The sequence below is a fragment of the Halobacillus sp. H74 genome (assembly GCF_052246715.1).
Lineage (GTDB): Bacteria > Bacillota > Bacilli > Bacillales > Halobacillaceae > Halobacillus > Halobacillus litoralis_A.
Genome location: NZ_JBQQCI010000001.1, coordinates 457,664 through 473,854 on the forward strand (window position 1 = coordinate 457,664; position 16,191 = coordinate 473,854).

Genomic DNA, 16,191 nt, shown 5'->3' on the forward strand with positions numbered 1-16,191 from the left:
TATGGACGCTAAAACCATTTTCAATAAAGTAAAGAAGCATGAACCATCTGTTCTCGGACATGAGCAGTTCAGAAAATTCGCCGTCCTGCTACCCTTGATCCAGAAAGACGGAGAACCTCATGTCCTTTTCGAAGTCCGCTCCCACCAGATGCGAAGGCAGCCGGGAGAGGTTTGCTTCCCAGGTGGAAAAATCGATCCTCTCGACCCCACTGCCCAGCAAGCAGCTATTCGAGAGACAGAAGAGGAGCTTGGAATCGAGCGAAACGACCTTTGTGAAGTACACCCGCTCGATTATCTCATCTCGCCTTTCGGTATGATCGTTTACTCTTTCGTTGGTTACCTTGAGGTTTCTGAAGAAGAAATCATCAAAAATCCGGATGAAGTAAGGGAGGTCTTCACCGTTCCCCTCTCCTTTTTCATGGAAAATAAACCACGCATTCATTATGTACACTTTGAAGCACACCCGGAAGAAGATTTTCCTTTTGAACTTATTCCCGGGGGAGAAAACTACAATTGGCGGACACGTCAATTAGAGGAATACTTCTATATTTACGAAGATAAAGTGATCTGGGGGATGACGGCGAGAATTTTAGCCCATTTCGTTGAGGTCATGAAAAGATAAAAGCTCTTGTGGTTAAGGTGTAAGTCATAACGTGAAGGTGGAGAACAAAACAAGAGACCAAATCATAGGCGACTTGGTCTCTTGTTCATTCTTATACACCGCGGATGATTGGATTTCAACAGTGAGATATCATGCAGGAATTATTGTATGGTATTCTACATCCTTAGAGATGTATTAATTTATTTCTCAACATGTTCTTTATAATAGTTGCCCCAATGCGGTTGTGTTCCATCCACATCTTTAAATCCATAAATATCTGAAAGCTCCCAAGTACTTAATGTTCTTCCGTTAAATCTACGTACGTCCGGATCCAAAGCCAGATATTTTAGAGCTTCCCCGATATAAAAAGGGGTTTCAGATGCAATAAAATGCTTTTCCACTTTCACTCCATCCTTCCAATTTTCTTCTGTTACTCCGAAAAGCTCCAACATTGCTTCTGAACGGAGGAATCCTGGAGTTAATGCTATTGAAGTAATATTGTAATCCTTTAAGTCTTCTGCTATCGCTTTTGCCATATGAATGTTGGAGATCTTCGCTAAACTATAATAAAAATTCCCTCTATATTCAGAATCTACCCCGTCAGTAATTTCTACAATCAATCCCGCGTTCTTCTTTTTCATTAAAGGTAATGCGAAATGAGAAGTAATGAAATGAGCTTGTACAGCTTGTTTTTGCATTTGCAATCCCTTTTGAAGATTATGATCCCCGACATCTTTTCCCCATTCTGTGAGAGGGTCTCCTCCCCACACATCATTCACAAGAATATCCAAACGTCCATTTTGTTCCCTATTCACTTTGTTAATGAACTTTTCTACTTGTGCTTCGTCTGTATGGTCCACTTTTACAGGAATGCCATCTCCCCCCGCATCATTGACCAGTTCAGCTGTCTCTTCAATGGTTTCTTTCCGTTGCATGGGGGAGGTTCCTCCTCTTGTTGTACGTCCAGTCACATAGACAGTTGCTCCGGCTTCCCCAAGTTTGATTGCCATAGCGCGGCCCGCTCCCCTTGTTGCTCCAGCTACAATTGCTATTTTATTTTCCAGATTCATTTCAAGCTTCATCTTCATCACCCTTTCTATTTATGTAACCTTATAATAAGTTATATATATGACATATACTGTCATGATTAAAAAATAAGGAGAATAACAGATGAAAGCTGAAAGATTAATTAAGATTCTGCTTCTTTTGCAACATGGAGAAATTGTATCCACCCGGGAGATGGCTGAGGAACTTGTGGTTTCCGAAAGAACGGTCCATAGAGACATGGAATCATTAAGTGCAGCCGGAATCCCCGTTTATGCGGAAAGAGGAAAAGCAGGAGGATGGAAGCTTGTCGATAACTGGAAGCAAAGACTGAGCTGGTTGAAGGAAAAAGAAATGCTTTCGCTATTCTTGCCTCATGCTGAAAAAATCATGAATGACTTAAACATGGATATTTCCTCAAAGGATATCAGGGATAAGCTCATGTTGTCCTTGCCAGAAGGATCCAAGCAAAGTGCAGTGAACCTTTGGGAAAGAATATATGTCGATATGGGTACGTGGAAGAACAGCACTAATGAAATGAATCCTGCTATGAAAGTAATGAAAGAAGCGGTTATGAACAATAAAAAAGTAACCATTTCTTACAAAAAAGCCAATGGAGAAATAAGAGATTCCATAGTCAAACCACTTGGATTAGTGGCCAAATCAAGTAATTGGTATGTGATAGCGTTGAACCAGCAAGATGAATTTCGGAGCTATAAAATCACCCGAATCATAGAGGGTGAAATAATGGATGAAGATTTTAACAGGCCATCTGATTTCAAACTATCAGACCATTGGGAGGAATCCAAAAAACTATTCATGCAAAGTCTGCCAGAGTTTCAAGTAAAGGTGAACGTTTCTCCTTTTGCCCATCAAAGAATTAAGTTTACTGGACGCTTCGTGCAGACAGAATATGAGGGGAAGACTACAGTAAATGGATGGACAGAACTGGGTTTGACCTTCAACACCGAAGAAGAAGCTGTTAACTACATAGTCGGGTTTGGAAACCAAGTAAAAATTCTTTCTCCATTGGATTTAATTGAAAAAGTAACAAACCGAGCAAAGGAAATCATTGACCTATATAGGTGAGCAGGATCGAGGTGTAATAAATCACAAGGGTATGAGACAATAAAAAGGGTCATCTTTTATATTAATTAACATATAAGACATGGAGGGTGAAACATGAATGAATATGGAACACTGCATGAGTCAAACGGCCGCTATGCTTTAAGGTTTGAACGTTATTTTCCTTATCAACGAGAAGAAGTTTTCCGTGTCATCACGACTCCCAGTGTCTTCTCTCAATGGTACCCTTTCGCGACAGGAGAGATGGACCTCAGACCAGGTGGGAAAATTGCCATGGATGACGGGGAAGGATCGACATATGAAGCGGTCATAACGGAATTAAAGAAACCCCATACCTTCGAATTCCGTGAAATGGACGATTTGCTACAAATTTCCCTACTAGAAGAAGGTGAAGGATGCCAAATGATCTTCACCCATATTTTTGACGAGAATGAATTGGCAATGTATGTGGCTGCAGGATGGCACAGATGTCTGGATGCCCTTGACTTGCTTGTCAACGGGCAACCGGTTGAATGGAAAGACAACGCCGTTGAGTTAAGAGAATATTATAAAGAAGCCTTTTAATCCCATAGATAGAGAAGAGACGCCTGGTTTTAAAATCCAGGCGTCTCGTTTGCCATTACTAGCATTTTTTCTTCATTTCAATTCACTATACTCCTCGTTCGCAACTCTGATGATGGCCCCAAGCGTTTTCCCTTTGAAATCATCCAGCACAGACTCACCCGTCAGATTTCTGTAATAATAAGCACCTACCTCATCATTGTAGGTAAATCCGAGGTCCCTCAGTTTGTTTTTCAATTGTTGCGGAAGCTCGGTAAGCCCTGTCTGTTCCTTGAAATATTCTGTCGGATACACCCATACATCCACATCGGTGAACCCTGTATGGACGACAAACAAATCACGTTCATATTGGGAAATCCACTGTTCTTTAGAAAAAAGCGATACACCGGAACCTTCAAGGTTGGCGATGCCCTCCAAGTTGATACCGAAGACTTCATTGATCATCCGGCGCATATCCGCCCCATCCATTCGCCCTTCGAAACCAGCCCAATACAAATCCATGACTTCTTTTTTGCTCAAGCTCATAAGAGTGGCCTCTGTCACATCTGCTTTTAAACCCTTTTCCACTTTTTCAAAAACATGATCTGAAAAGGTGCTCGTTTGTTTACCTGCTCCAAGTTCCGAAATGGTATTCAAATCAATACCGTACACTTGACTTACAATGTCACGGATCTCCTCAGGTTTCACTTTTTTACCGGTACGATTCAAGTAATTGTCCATCACTTCCACCTTATTCATTTCGTTAATCATACGCAAAGCTTCTGAGAAAGGGAGCGGACCGCGCGTCTCTTTTCGTAAATTCTTGAACACACCCGCCACTATCTCATCTGGATACTTCAGGTTTTCCGTTTGACCAAGTTCATGCTTCCAACTCTTCGCCTCTGCTTGTTCAGGTGCAACCGTAAAAGAAGAACCTGCGCCGACAATGGAAAAGGCAGTAACTAGGACAAGCGGTTTTTTCAACTTTTTCATAAGTGATTCCATGATTCACCCTCCATATTGATTGGTCGATGCAGGACTCTGAACGCAAGCACTGATAGTTAATGGAACCACGTTCAACGCTGTTTCTTCTTTCTATAATATAAATGATTCTGTCGAATAATGGAAAGATGAACCATCCGACAATTCCCTTCTTATCCTCTTAAGCCCATAAGGACTTTCCCGCCCACGGCCCACACAAGCTATTCCCTTTTCAAATATAACAACCACCAAAAGGTTATCGAGCGATTAAACAGCCTTACGCTTTCGGACAATTAAGAAACCGAGCAGCGTCAAAACCAGGAGACCGGAAACTACAGCCACAATGATATTTCGGACCTTCGGGACGGCTACTTCCACCATCGCCTCAGTTTCACCAGCTGTATCGATATCCCACTGCAGCCTATTGCCATCTGTCCGATCGGCATTATGATCCTTTGGTGAGATCGGCAAATCGAGCGTGAATGTGAGGTCCATCTGATTGGCCACCAGCTGCTGCATACCTCCTAATAACCCCGTCCGTTCAAGGTCGATTTCTCCCTTTACTTTATAAGTTGTAAAAAAAAGACCACTGGAAGTCTCCATCTCTATAGGCGATCCTCCGCTTGAGGCTGCTGCCCCCATTTCACTAAGGCCGGCTGTGACAGGGAGCACCTCCATGTCTCGTACGTCGTCAAAAGTTTTTTCCGCGACAAAACCGACATGACCATCCTCTTCATATGGTTCGATGGTATACCCCCGGGACTCGAGTTCATTATTGACAGAGTCGATCATTCCTTCGCCGCGGCCTCCGATTTGTTCATAAGCATCTTCTTCTATTCCGACAGTAATTGTACTCTCCCCACTGCCGTCCTTGTTGATTTTCAACGCGTAATCGCCTTGCACACAGCCAGTCAGTATAAAAATGAAAGCAATACAGAACAAGAGCCTGCTGATTTTCATATGTAACTCTCCTTATTGAGTAAAAAATGGAATGGTGTCTTTTCCAATATATTACCATTGGATAAATTATATCACGGAACAGTATGATTCATGATGGCCGGGAAATTATAAATACAGGAGGGATTCAGATGAGTGAACAACAAATCTTGACAATCGAAGAATTCAACCAATTGCTGCAGTTATGGAGTGGTAAAACCGTCAAAGTAACGAAAAATGAACTTCGTGACGAGGACACCATCATCATGAATATAGAAGAAATATCATACTCCACTGACACAAGAAGAATCGATAAGTATGAACCGATGCATTCTTTGTACCTGCATGGAAGAGGACGACTTGCGACCGAACCGCAGAACGCACAGCCACTCCCTTCACCTTATTATGAAATACCTCTCGAAGACTCGACACAGTACCAATATCAAAATGAAAAATTTTCCCTGCTCACAGATCGCGGTTCCTATACGATCGAATTGATGGACTAAAAAACAGGTCATTTACAAAACTTTTTGTAGATGACCACTTTAATAACAACAAAAAACAGGGCCATCTCCTCCCTGTCTCAAAAATGTTAAAACTTATATCCAAATACCGCTACATCTACTGCATCAATGCCGCCTCCAACATCAGCTTCAGCTTTAATCGCAAGACCTGTTCCGGGAACGTCATATGTTTTGGTAAACTGTTCACCAGGAGAAACGGTGATGGTGTCCAACATTAAAAAACTGACCTGATCGATTTTCATAATCAGTTTGAAGGTGACGGGGCCTTCTGACACCACGCGATTTCCCCCAAATACCCTGATTGTATAAAAAGGACTCACATTTATGCCGTCCGGGTATGATTTTGTCACATCCACCCACTTTCCAGCGCGAATGGTTTGTCCGCCAGGGTCTGTGTGGAAGATCAGGTTATTACCACGGGATATTGTACGAGACATGGAAGTTCCTCCTCTCCTGCTCATGGTTATATCTTATGAGGGGAAGGTCGGAATAGGAAGAAAAATTTCATAAGCGTTTAAATATCACTTCACCCTCTCATAAAGCTCTTTCACACGGAAAAAGGGTTTAGCTGCCTTTCTATTCGTGAACGAGACTTGGGAGGGATTTAGGACTCAAATAAAGAAAAGCTTCTCTCACTCCCACGAGCGTAATGATAATGACCCAGCTTTATAAAATTCTCACACATGAATTTTAAAAACTAGCAAAAGGGACCAACAGGTGAATTTTCGACAAAGTTGCGTATATGTTGACAAACACCAGATTTTATATAATAATAGCTACTGGATTAGAATTATTATAAACAGTTGCGCAAAAGAGCGTAGCTGATCAACAAACACTACAGGAGGAATTTTATTATGTCTCTAATCGGAAAAGAAGTACAACCATTCCAGGCAAAAGCATTCAAAGATGGTGAAGATTTCATCGATGTAACAGAAGAAAATTTCAAAGGCCAGTGGAGCATTGTTTGCTTCTACCCGGCAGACTTTTCTTTCGTATGCCCGACTGAGCTTGAAGACCTTCAAAATAACTATGAAACTTTAAAAGACCTCGGTGCTGAAGTTTACTCTGTTTCTACAGATACGCACTTCGTCCACAAAGGCTGGCACGACAGCTCTGAAAAAATCAACAAAATCAAATATCCGATGATTGGTGACCCATCTCAGCAGCTATCCCGTCAATTCGACGTATTGAACGAAGAAGACGGCCTTGCTGACCGTGGTACTTTCGTCATCGATCCAGATGGCGTCATCCAAACAGTAGAAATCAACGCAGGCGGAATTGGCCGCGATGCAGATAACCTTGTCGGTAAAATCAAAGCCGCACAATATGTACGCAACAATCCAGGCGAAGTTTGCCCTGCGAAATGGGAAGAAGGCGAAGAAACACTTACGCCAAGCCTTGATCTAGTAGGTAAAATTTAAGGAGTGAAACAAATATGGTTCTCGATGCACAAATAAAAGCGCAACTAGAAGAATATCTTAAGCTTTTAGAAGGTGACATCGAGTTGAAAGTCAGCGCGGGAGACGATGACGTCTCCCGCGACATGCTGGCTCTCACCGATGAGCTTGCCTCCATGTCACCGAAAATCACTGTACAAAATAAAGAACTGAACCGCACACCAAGCTTCAGCGTGAACCGTCCTCAAGAGACCACAGGCATTACCTTTGCTGGTGTTCCGCTTGGTCATGAATTCACTTCCCTAGTCCTTGCCTTATTGCAGGTAAGCGGACGCGCTCCGAAAGTCGATCAAACGATGATCGAGCAGATCCAAAACATCAGTGGGGAGTATCATTTCGAGACCTATGTCAGTCTAAGCTGCCATAACTGCCCGGATGTCGTCCAGGCTCTGAATATCATGAGTGTGTTGAACCCTGGCATCAGTCACACGATGATTGACGGTGCTGCTTTTAAAGAGGAAGCGGAAAACAACAATGTCATGGCGGTTCCATCTGTCTACCTTAACGGGGAATTTTTCAATGGCGGTCGCACAACCCTTGAAGAAATCGTCGCGAAAATCAGTGACGGTCCGGACCCAGAGGAATTCACAAACCGTGACCCTTATGACATCCTCGTTGTCGGCGGGGGACCTGCTGGTGCGAGTGCCGCGATTTATGCCGCACGTAAAGGAATCCGTACCGGAATCGTAGCGGAACGTTTCGGCGGCCAGGTTCTTGATACGATGACGATTGAGAACTTCATCAGTGTCAAAAACACCGAAGGTCCGAAATTCGCAACAAGCCTTGAAGAGCACGTGAAGGACTATGAGATCGATATCATGAACCTCCAGCGTGTCAAAGGATTAGAAAAGAATGATGGCATGTTCGAAATAGAACTCGACAATGGCGGCGTCCTGAAAAGTAAGAGTGCAATCATCTCGACAGGCGCACGATGGCGCCAAATCGGCGTCCCAGGCGAGGAAGAGTTCAAGAACAAAGGTGTCGCCTACTGCCCACACTGTGACGGTCCATTGTTCGAAGGTAAAGATGTCGCTGTCATCGGTGGCGGGAACTCCGGCGTCGAAGCAGCCATCGACCTTGCTGGAATCGTGCAAAATGTCACTGTGCTCGAATTTGCTGACACATTGAAAGCAGACGATGTGCTGCAAGAACGCCTGAACAGTCTTCCGAACGTGACAGTCAAAACGAATGCCCAGACGACTGAAATCACTGGTGAAGACAACGTCAATGGCATCACGTACATCGATCGTGCATCAGGGCAGGAGCAGCATATCGGACTTGAAGGTGTCTTCGTCCAAATCGGGCTTGTACCGAATACCGAATGGTTAGACGAAGACGTTGAAACCAACAAAATCGGTGAAATTGTAACCGATAAGAAAGGCTCAACGAATGTCCCTGGCTTGTTTGCTGCCGGAGATGTGACAGACAGCCCGCACAATCAGATCATTATTTCTATGGGTGATGGTGCGAATGCTTCACTTGGTGCGTTTGATTACTTGATTCGCAACTGATAGGTTGAAAGATTAAGATAAATCCCGGAGTTGGTTGAACCAATTCCGGGATTTTTTTGCCTACCATCGGCAATTAGTAAGCAGGACCTCTACGGCCCCGCTTTTTCTTATATATCCGCATGTGTAAAAATGTCATGATCATCGGTGCTTGGGGACGAATATTCCGCCGTGACAGCCCCCGCTTCTCCGGCCTGGAACCAGTGCCGTGTATTCGGCGGGATTGTGTACTGGTCACCTGCTTTAAGGACAACTTCATGGGCAGCGGTAAAATAATCGCGATCTTGGTCCGGCGGCTGCGTTTTAGGATGTTTCGTTGTCTCTCCTTCTACATACAGGTAGACCGTCCCGAATTTCACTCGAAATGTTTCTTCCTTGCCGGGATCTCCGTCGGTCACCGGAGGATGATAATGCTCCGGACAAGTCTGACGCGGGAATAACACCCATTCTTTCGCACAGTAGCGATCTGTATTGATATAGACAAACAGCTGAAGCCCCAGCTCATCCAACCGGTTGAGCCCAAAATCATTCACCTCGATCGACTGGATTTCATCATCACTCAGGATGACATCTGCCTTTTGAAAGTATTCATTGACTTTACGCTGGACATTCCGGTCGCTCAATCCATTAATATTCACGCTAATCCTCCTCTCTGTCTACGATGTCATAATCTGACCGCCATTGACATGAATACACTGGCCAGTCATATAAGAACCTTCCTTGGAGGCTAACAGTACATAGGGACCTACTAACTCTGATGGTTGTCCCGGACGGTTCATAGGCGTGTCGGTTCCAAATTCGCCCACCTTCTCTTCATCAAAAGTAGAAGGGATAAGTGGTGTCCAAATTGGACCTGGAGCCACCATATTAACACGTATTCCTTTTTCCACGAGATTGGCTGCCATGCTCCGGGTAAAGCCGACAATCGCCCCTTTTGTTGCCGTATAGTCAATGAGTGCGGGATTTCCTTTATAAGGGTTGACGGAAGTGGTATTGATGATTGAATTCCCTTCCTTTAAATGCGGAAGCGCGAATTTAGTTAAATGAAAAATCGAGTAGATATTCGTTTTAAACGTCTTATCCCACTGTTCAAAGGAAATATCCTGAAGATCCTCGGTCGGATATTGAACCGCTGAATTGTTCACCAAAATATCGAGTTGACCGAAGTGATCCACAGTCTTTTCAATCAGCTCCTTACATGTCTCTTCCTCTGTTATATCTCCTGGGATCAAGTAACATTTCACGCCTTCCTGCTCGACCCACTCCCTGGTCTGTTCTGCATCATTTTCTTCTCCCTCTACATAGTTGATCGCCACATGCGCGCCTTCCTTCGCATAAGCGATGGCAACGGCTCGGCCAATTCCGCTGTCTCCTCCTGTAATCAAAGCAACTTGATCAAGCAGCTTCTCGCTCCCTTTGTAATCGAGCGGTTGTACGGGAAGAGGATCCATTTCAGATTCTATCCCCGGCTGGCGTGCTTGCGTCTGTTTCGGCTGACCGCCGACCTGTCTTTTATGAATATCCATCGCACATTCTCCTTTATTTTTGATCTTTTAGTCCATGTAAGGAAAATACCTTTCCTTTACTATTTATAAACACTTGTAAACGGATGCATGGGAAATTTCGGTGAAAAGTACCGTTTTGAAATAAACCATCTACGTTTAACACCAACACATAAAGATTCAATTGAAGGTTTTACAGAAACTTTAATAAATTCCCTAAAAAAAGTGATCCAATGATCACTTTTTTTCGATAGCTGTACAGGAAAAGTAAACAAACAAAATTTTTTCAAAGGAGAGTGTCACATGAAACAAATGAAAAGAATTCTAGTAACCTTCATGGCCCTCGTACTTCTCGTCCCATCATTAGCCATGGCAAACGACAGCGCAACCGTGAAGACGCCGGCAGCAGACTTGAGATCATCGTTGGATCAGCTCTTATCGGAACACTTTGTACTGGCGACTACCTATATGATGAAATCGTATGAAGACGCACCAGATGCAGATGAAGTCTGGGATAAGCTTGATCAGAATGCTGCCGATATGACCCCGGCCATCGCTTCTGTATACGGCGAAGAAGCGGCTGCGCAATTCGAGGATATTTTCCGTGGTCATAACGACTACGCTGACGGCTTTGTGGAAGCAGCGAAAAGTGATGATCCGGAAGCCCGTAAGAAGGCTGAAGCGGAAGTAGACGAATTTGTAAATGAGTTCGGAAGCTTTTTGGCTACGGCAACAGAAGGCAACCTTTCTGAAGAAGCAGCTAAAGAAGTTCTAGCTGCCCATGAACAGGATGTCTTAAGCGTTTTTGATCACTATGTAAATGAAGAATACGAAAAAGCTTATACGGCATTCCGTGAAGGATTCAACCGCATGTTCGGTATTAGTAAAGCTCTATCCACTGCGATTGTGACACAAATGCCAGAAGAATTCGCCCAAACCAAAGCCGATTCAAAAGCAGCGGATCTGCGCTCCAATCTGAATGCACTAGCCTCTGAGCACTTTGCCCTTGCTACACTGGAGATGCAGAAAGGCTTCAACCAGGCAGATGACTATGACTTTGTGACATGGGCAGAAAACCAGCATACAGGTGATTTCAAAGCGGCTATCGCTTCCATTTATGGCGACAAAGGTGCTGAACAGTTTGAGAAAGTCTGGCAGCAGGATCACATTAATGCACAATCGAATCTTGTAACAGCAACCCTTGAAGAAGATGAAGAAGCGAGAAAAATGGCTGAACAAAGCCTGCAAATGTTTGCTGAAGATTTCGGTGCTTTCCTAGGAACTGAAACGGAAGGCAACCTTTCCGAGGAAGACGCGACCGCAGCCATTTGGGCTCATGAAGAAGATGTTCTGCAGACATTCAATCATTATGTAGAGGGAGATTATGCAGCAACTTATGATTCTTTCCGTGAAGGATATGGATTCATGTTCGGCATTGGAGAAACATTAGGCGATGCGATCGTCAAACAAAAGCCGGATCAATTCGGTGGAGAAATGATGCCGGAAGCTATGCCTGATACAGGTATGGGTGGTACAAGTGATCAAGGTGTGACAGCTTGGATGTGGATCGCCTTTGGTATCCTTGCTGCTGCCTCAGCAGGTTTGGTTTATCGTAAAAAAGTGAACCAGTAAATTAAAGACGGAAGAGGAGAGAATACTCTCTCTTCTTCTTTTCTATCAAAAGAGGTGATGAGCGATGAAGCTGGATTGGAAGTTATACTTTACAGTGCTGGGCATAGCTGCCTTACTCATGGTGGCTTATGAAATGAATGCTTTCGCTCTGTGGTCCGACTCTGAATCCAACCCTGACATTGTTCGGGTGGAAAATGCAGAACAAAATGCGTCTGAACTATCAGCTTCTTCAGATGATAAAAAAGAGATATTAGATGGCGAATTCACTGTGCTGAACAACAGCCAGTCTTTAAAATCTGAAGATGTCATCAAAAATGAGGAACAAGCAGATACAGGGATCGTCCCTACCCATATCAAAATCCCATCGATTGAAGTGGATGCACCTCTTGGAGCAGTCGGCGTTTTAGATAACGGTGAGATGGGAGTGCCAGAATCCCCTCAAAAAGCAGGGTGGTTCGAACCTGGCACCCAGCCTGGGAATGTAGGCAACGCAGTCATCGCCGGCCATGTGGACAGCCGTACAGGACCTGCTGTTTTTTATGATTTGAAGAAGCTGAAAAAGGGCGATGAGATAACGGTGAAGAACGATGAAGGGGAAACGAAAACTTACGTCGTAGAAAAGTTGGAAAGTTATCCGATGGAGGAATCTCCAATCACACGGATTTTTGGGAAAACCGATGAAAAACGCTTGAATTTGATTACCTGTACCGGAGAGTTCGTACGTGACCGCGGCGGCCATCAGGACCGTCTTGTGGTGTACTCCACGCTGAAAGAACCCGTCCCAGCAAAAGAAGAAATAGATGCGCCCGCAAACGTAAACGTCCAAGGCACGTTTATAACCTGGCACGCCGTACGCGAAGATTATGTGGCTGGTTATCGTGTTTACCGCAGCAAGGACGGAGAATCATTTGAAAAAGTAGCAAGTATTTCACGCCATGAACGAAAATCCTATGCCGACCCAGAAGCTTCTGAATTTCAATATTATGTAACGACCGTAGGGGAAAGCGGCCAAGAATCGGAGCCCTCTCCTATTGCTGAAGAATAGCTCGGCAAAATAGACTGGGACAAAATGATAACTGCCACTGGAAAAGACGAACAATAGCGTAGAATGAATCAAATGGAGCGTAGGCAACATACGCAGACTCCTGCGGGAACAGCACGAGGCGAAGACCCCGGAAGAAAGCGGTCTTTGCTTTCTGAGGAGGTTGAGGCCGTGCCCGCGGAAACCGTAGTATGTTGCCGGAGCGGCGTATGCATTAATTGATTCATAAAGAAAAAATTCTTTTGTCCCAGCCTTTTCTTTTTTTATAGACAAGGAGAGTTGTTGAGTTGTATAACCTATTGGAATAGATGATGGAGCAATCGATCCTTATCCTCATAGAACTGCTTCATTGTCCTGTAATGGTCCGTATTTTCTAAGTTCGTCTCCTTCATTCCCTCTTCACTCAGTTGGATGATTTTCGAGCTTGGATAGGCCATGATAATCGGAGAGTGAGTGGAGATTATGAACTGGGAACCTTCCTCTACCAGTTCATGAATCCGGGAAAGCATAGACATCTGCCTTAAAGGGGATAAGGCTGCTTCCGGCTCATCCAGAATATATAAACCATTCCCTTGAAAACGGTTCGTAAATGCAGCGAAAAAAGATTCGCCATGAGACTGCTTATGTAATGATTGGCCACCGTATGAATCGATGATCTTCGGCCCTGATGAACCATCTTCATCTAATTCCTCAATGTTCGTCGCTAGATTATAATACGTCTCAGCCCTGAAGAAAAAGTGATCTTCAGGTTTATACACGCCCTTAGCCAACCGTAAATATTGATCTAAGATCGAATGGGAATCATAATTGGAAAAATTGAAATTGAGTGTGCCTCCCTCAGGATTGAATCCGTATTTTATAGCAATCCCCTCCATGAGAGTGGATTTTCCCATACCGTTCTCTCCAACAATATAGGTGACATTAGGATGAAAGAACAATTCCGTGAAATTTCGAATTACAGGCAAGTGGAAAGGGAAAGACCTATATGAATTTATATTTTCTGATTTTAAATCAAGGCTTTTAATGTATTGATTGTCTTTATTCAACATGTATTTTCAACCTCCCCCTTCCATTCCTATCTTTAAGAACTCTATATGAAAGTGCATAAGGTTTATTGCTACTTCCGCCAAAAACTCGTATGCTCTGCTTTATCCTGAATATTAAAGGCGATGATTTTCTCAAGCAACTCGTAATTCACCGGCTCGTTCCACTTAATCCGAAACAACCCTTTGGTAGAACTGTAGCCAGCTTGCTTAATGTCCTCAGCAAAATGTGTCATAGCTGCCGGTTCAGGTGCAAAGCTCATATGATGCTTGGCATGGTCAATCCCGATAATGAACGTGCCGTGATCGGTAAACATTGGCGTATTCCACTTGATTTGTGTTTCTAAATTCGGGAATTCATCCATAATCCACGCAAAGATTTCCTCTGTACGCTCGCGATGGTCAGGGTTATCGATTCCTGCTAAATATTCCGAAAAAACTTCCATGTATTCTCCTCCTCAAATTTATTCCTTCTATTAAAACTATCCTGTTTAATTATATCATTATCCCACTAAAAAATAGATTCAAGAAAAAGTCCCCAACTCCTTCTGGCTCAATATATTTGAGTTACAGGTCAGATAAGGTTTCTATTTGCAAAGGGAATTCCGTTCTACTTTTATTATTCACGTCACAAAACAAAGAGGAAAAAATAACCTTTTGCAGAAATGAATATTTAGAAGCAAGGTATAAGAATCAAAGGAGGCTAAAGAAATGGAAAAATTCAATTCTATAAAATTAGATGGTATAAGAGAAATTGCCAAAAAGAGTTTAGTTGGATTTCGCGTAGTTTGCGACGATATGACGGACTATGGTCAAGAGATTCCTGAAGCTTCTTTGTCATTAGTACGACGTAAAAGTGAAATTAAACAGCTTGTAAAGCCAGTTAATCTTATAGGGGCATTCAAAGCTGCAGAGACTACAGAAGAAGACGATGGATACTGGGTTTGCTTCGAAGTTCATGAATTTGAGGATATTCCTGATGGGATGGTTAAATTAGTCGTCCCATCACAGAAATATGCAGTTCTAAACTTTAATGGTCACGCTTCAGAAATTTTTAAAGTATATACTCATTTACACAAATGGATTGGTGAGAATGGATATAAGAGAGTTCCAGAGAAGTGGTCATTAGAAATTTATTCAAAATGGACAGAAAGTGAAGATAAAGTGGACCTATGCGATCCGATTATATAGTAAATTTCCATAAAATGTGATTATTGAGAGCTATTAGAACGAGGAGTGGTGTGTAATGAAAGAAAACTTAACATATGCTTGGGCAGCCCTCGTGGTTTGCACTTGTTGGACAATTGGTCTTTTTTATAGGTGTGTCGCTCTATACTGGAGAATGTCTCTATGTGATAAGGAGTTTTATGGTGAGTATGGCAGCTGGTGTTCCAAGTATAATGAATACATGGCGAGCTCAGAAAAAAGTCGATAAAAATAAAATTGACCTGGCAGACTAGATGGTTCTGCTTTTGATAAATACATCCTCAAGTTGTCACGACCGCTCGCGTTCCGTCTCAACGCACAGTACTTAAACCCAAGAATGATTGAATAATGCGGGGAGCTTTTTATACAGGGAGGGATACTGCTATACCTTAGATTTAGTCAACATCAGCTTCCTGCTTCTATCGTCTTTTTTTCGTAAATGGATTTATAAAAATCATAAACTTCTTCATATGTCTCTGGTTTACCATTTTCAACTTTGAATGCTACATCTGTAGACCCCCCATCTTCAAAATTCACTGCCATTCCCTTACCATCACTAGTTAATTGCAGAAATAAAGTAGAATACTTATTGTTTTTATTTTGAATAACAATATCAAGCAATTCTCCTTCACTGGAATATCTATTCATTTCCTTCTTCCATTTACTTATCCGATCTTTTTTAATCTTCTTTAATTTAATATTTTCAACGATTGATATAAACTCTTTTACTTTCGTTTCACGACTGGTTTTTGCTTCTTCATTTGCATTGAAAACCTGAGAATCATCTCTGATATCTATCATTCCTATAGGCTTCTGTTTTTCAATGAAAGTCATTAGTGAATAATGTTTATCTTCCTTGTTTTCACATCCTGTCACCAGAATGGCAAGAATCATTATTAAAAAGAATCTAATACACATAACTTCACCCTTTCATATACTAAACACTTGTATATTGAACCCTCTCACAACACAAACCTATTTCAAAGTATCACTGGGCTTTTATATCCATTCTGCACAGTTCAACTGAATCCCTCCTAATCTGCTCTTACGACCATTCCATTCTTAATGTTCAAAACTCCATAGATATCC

Annotated in this window: 18 protein-coding genes; 9 read left to right on the top strand and 9 right to left on the bottom strand. The window is 42.8% G+C overall.

Annotated elements, in window-relative coordinates; genetic code table 11:
• Position 1: 1 nt before the first annotated feature.
• Positions 2-622: an NUDIX hydrolase gene (locus tag ACTWPX_RS02175; protein WP_128525281.1), complete on the top strand. Its 621-nt coding sequence runs from the start codon at positions 2-4 to the stop codon at positions 620-622.
• A gap of 179 nt (positions 623-801) precedes the next feature.
• Here ACTWPX_RS02175 and ACTWPX_RS02180 read toward each other — a convergent pair whose 3' ends face one another.
• Positions 802-1,683, bottom strand: coding sequence for an SDR family oxidoreductase (locus ACTWPX_RS02180; RefSeq protein ID WP_443118319.1), 882 nt, complete (start codon positions 1,681-1,683; stop codon positions 802-804).
• A gap of 88 nt (positions 1,684-1,771) precedes the next feature.
• On the opposite strand from ACTWPX_RS02180, the gene ACTWPX_RS02185 reads away from it, so the two are divergent.
• Together ACTWPX_RS02185 and ACTWPX_RS02190 are read left to right on the top strand one after the other, a co-directional pair.
• On the top strand, positions 1,772-2,734 hold the full coding sequence (locus ACTWPX_RS02185) for a helix-turn-helix transcriptional regulator (RefSeq protein ID WP_443118320.1): 963 nt from the start codon (positions 1,772-1,774) through the stop codon (positions 2,732-2,734).
• Positions 2,735-2,827: 93 nt separating this feature from the next.
• Positions 2,828-3,295, top strand: a complete 468-nt coding sequence (locus ACTWPX_RS02190) for an SRPBCC family protein (protein ID WP_443118321.1) — start codon at positions 2,828-2,830, stop codon at positions 3,293-3,295.
• Between the two features lie 72 nt (positions 3,296-3,367).
• Here ACTWPX_RS02190 and ACTWPX_RS02195 read toward each other — a convergent pair whose 3' ends face one another.
• Positions 3,368-4,276: a hypothetical protein gene (locus ACTWPX_RS02195; RefSeq protein ID WP_443118322.1), complete on the bottom strand. Its 909-nt coding sequence runs from the start codon at positions 4,274-4,276 to the stop codon at positions 3,368-3,370.
• 243 nt (positions 4,277-4,519) lie between these two features.
• On the bottom strand, positions 4,520-5,212 hold the full coding sequence (locus ACTWPX_RS02200; protein ID WP_443118323.1) for an LppM family (lipo)protein: 693 nt from the start codon (positions 5,210-5,212) through the stop codon (positions 4,520-4,522).
• 128 nt (positions 5,213-5,340) lie between these two features.
• Between ACTWPX_RS02200 and ACTWPX_RS02205 the strand changes: the two genes are divergently transcribed.
• A complete protein-coding gene (locus ACTWPX_RS02205; protein WP_443118324.1) occupies positions 5,341-5,694 on the top strand; it encodes a hypothetical protein in 354 nt (117 codons plus the stop codon).
• 86 nt (positions 5,695-5,780) lie between these two features.
• On the opposite strand, the gene ACTWPX_RS02210 is transcribed toward ACTWPX_RS02205, so the two are convergent.
• A complete protein-coding gene (locus tag ACTWPX_RS02210; protein ID WP_128525275.1) occupies positions 5,781-6,149 on the bottom strand; it encodes a hypothetical protein in 369 nt (122 codons plus the stop codon).
• A gap of 417 nt (positions 6,150-6,566) precedes the next feature.
• On the opposite strand from ACTWPX_RS02210, the gene ahpC reads away from it, so the two are divergent.
• Positions 6,567-7,133, top strand: coding sequence for an alkyl hydroperoxide reductase subunit C (gene ahpC / locus ACTWPX_RS02215; protein WP_128525274.1), 567 nt, complete (start codon positions 6,567-6,569; stop codon positions 7,131-7,133).
• 14 nt (positions 7,134-7,147) lie between these two features.
• On the top strand, positions 7,148-8,680 hold the full coding sequence (gene ahpF, locus ACTWPX_RS02220; RefSeq protein WP_443118325.1) for an alkyl hydroperoxide reductase subunit F: 1,533 nt from the start codon (positions 7,148-7,150) through the stop codon (positions 8,678-8,680).
• A 107-nt stretch (positions 8,681-8,787) separates the two neighbouring features.
• Here the strand turns inward: ahpF and ACTWPX_RS02225 are convergent, their stop codons facing one another.
• Positions 8,788-9,309 (bottom strand): D-lyxose/D-mannose family sugar isomerase, encoded by a 522-nt coding sequence (locus ACTWPX_RS02225; protein WP_443118495.1) that lies wholly within the window; start codon positions 9,307-9,309, stop codon positions 8,788-8,790.
• Positions 9,310-9,333: 24 nt separating this feature from the next.
• A complete protein-coding gene (locus tag ACTWPX_RS02230) occupies positions 9,334-10,203 on the bottom strand; it encodes an SDR family oxidoreductase (protein WP_443118326.1) in 870 nt (289 codons plus the stop codon).
• A 279-nt stretch (positions 10,204-10,482) separates the two neighbouring features.
• Between ACTWPX_RS02230 and ACTWPX_RS02235 the strand changes: the two genes are divergently transcribed.
• Positions 10,483-11,811 (top strand): copper amine oxidase, encoded by a 1,329-nt coding sequence (locus ACTWPX_RS02235; protein ID WP_443118327.1) that lies wholly within the window; start codon positions 10,483-10,485, stop codon positions 11,809-11,811.
• A 64-nt stretch (positions 11,812-11,875) separates the two neighbouring features.
• On the top strand, positions 11,876-12,856 hold the full coding sequence (locus ACTWPX_RS02240) for a sortase domain-containing protein (RefSeq protein WP_443118328.1): 981 nt from the start codon (positions 11,876-11,878) through the stop codon (positions 12,854-12,856).
• Between the two features lie 293 nt (positions 12,857-13,149).
• Here ACTWPX_RS02240 and ACTWPX_RS02245 read toward each other — a convergent pair whose 3' ends face one another.
• Positions 13,150-13,902, bottom strand: coding sequence for an AAA family ATPase (locus ACTWPX_RS02245; RefSeq protein WP_443118329.1), 753 nt, complete (start codon positions 13,900-13,902; stop codon positions 13,150-13,152).
• A 68-nt stretch (positions 13,903-13,970) separates the two neighbouring features.
• On the bottom strand, positions 13,971-14,342 hold the full coding sequence (locus ACTWPX_RS02250; RefSeq protein WP_443118330.1) for an iron chaperone: 372 nt from the start codon (positions 14,340-14,342) through the stop codon (positions 13,971-13,973).
• Positions 14,343-14,607: 265 nt separating this feature from the next.
• Between ACTWPX_RS02250 and ACTWPX_RS02255 the strand changes: the two genes are divergently transcribed.
• Positions 14,608-15,087 carry a GyrI-like domain-containing protein gene (locus ACTWPX_RS02255; RefSeq protein ID WP_443118331.1) on the top strand — a complete coding sequence of 160 codons (480 nt, stop codon included), beginning with the start codon at positions 14,608-14,610 and terminating at the stop codon, positions 15,085-15,087.
• Positions 15,088-15,507: 420 nt separating this feature from the next.
• On the opposite strand, the gene ACTWPX_RS02260 is transcribed toward ACTWPX_RS02255, so the two are convergent.
• Positions 15,508-16,020, bottom strand: a complete 513-nt coding sequence (locus tag ACTWPX_RS02260; protein ID WP_443118332.1) for a hypothetical protein — start codon at positions 16,018-16,020, stop codon at positions 15,508-15,510.
• Between the last annotated feature and the right edge of the window lie 171 nt (positions 16,021-16,191).

What these genes read in the sequence shown, in the direction of transcription:
- ACTWPX_RS02175 (WP_128525281.1), top strand. Translation starts at nt 2, where the DNA reads ATGGACGCTAAAACCATTTTCAATAAAGTAAAGAAGCATGAACCATCT.
- ACTWPX_RS02180 (WP_443118319.1), bottom strand. Translation starts at nt 1,683, where the DNA reads ATGAAGCTTGAAATGAATCTGGAAAATAAAATAGCAATTGTAGCTGGA.
- ACTWPX_RS02185 (WP_443118320.1), top strand. Translation starts at nt 1,772, where the DNA reads ATGAAAGCTGAAAGATTAATTAAGATTCTGCTTCTTTTGCAACATGGA.
- ACTWPX_RS02190 (WP_443118321.1), top strand. Translation starts at nt 2,828, where the DNA reads ATGAATGAATATGGAACACTGCATGAGTCAAACGGCCGCTATGCTTTA.
- ACTWPX_RS02195 (WP_443118322.1), bottom strand. Translation starts at nt 4,276, where the DNA reads ATGGAATCACTTATGAAAAAGTTGAAAAAACCGCTTGTCCTAGTTACT.
- ACTWPX_RS02200 (WP_443118323.1), bottom strand. Translation starts at nt 5,212, where the DNA reads ATGAAAATCAGCAGGCTCTTGTTCTGTATTGCTTTCATTTTTATACTG.
- ACTWPX_RS02205 (WP_443118324.1), top strand. Translation starts at nt 5,341, where the DNA reads ATGAGTGAACAACAAATCTTGACAATCGAAGAATTCAACCAATTGCTG.
- ACTWPX_RS02210 (WP_128525275.1), bottom strand. Translation starts at nt 6,149, where the DNA reads ATGTCTCGTACAATATCCCGTGGTAATAACCTGATCTTCCACACAGAC.
- ahpC (WP_128525274.1), top strand. Translation starts at nt 6,567, where the DNA reads ATGTCTCTAATCGGAAAAGAAGTACAACCATTCCAGGCAAAAGCATTC.
- ahpF (WP_443118325.1), top strand. Translation starts at nt 7,148, where the DNA reads ATGGTTCTCGATGCACAAATAAAAGCGCAACTAGAAGAATATCTTAAG.
- ACTWPX_RS02230 (WP_443118326.1), bottom strand. Translation starts at nt 10,203, where the DNA reads ATGGATATTCATAAAAGACAGGTCGGCGGTCAGCCGAAACAGACGCAA.
- ACTWPX_RS02235 (WP_443118327.1), top strand. Translation starts at nt 10,483, where the DNA reads ATGAAACAAATGAAAAGAATTCTAGTAACCTTCATGGCCCTCGTACTT.
- ACTWPX_RS02240 (WP_443118328.1), top strand. Translation starts at nt 11,876, where the DNA reads ATGAAGCTGGATTGGAAGTTATACTTTACAGTGCTGGGCATAGCTGCC.
- ACTWPX_RS02245 (WP_443118329.1), bottom strand. Translation starts at nt 13,902, where the DNA reads ATGTTGAATAAAGACAATCAATACATTAAAAGCCTTGATTTAAAATCA.
- ACTWPX_RS02250 (WP_443118330.1), bottom strand. Translation starts at nt 14,342, where the DNA reads ATGGAAGTTTTTTCGGAATATTTAGCAGGAATCGATAACCCTGACCAT.
- ACTWPX_RS02255 (WP_443118331.1), top strand. Translation starts at nt 14,608, where the DNA reads ATGGAAAAATTCAATTCTATAAAATTAGATGGTATAAGAGAAATTGCC.
- ACTWPX_RS02260 (WP_443118332.1), bottom strand. Translation starts at nt 16,020, where the DNA reads ATGTGTATTAGATTCTTTTTAATAATGATTCTTGCCATTCTGGTGACA.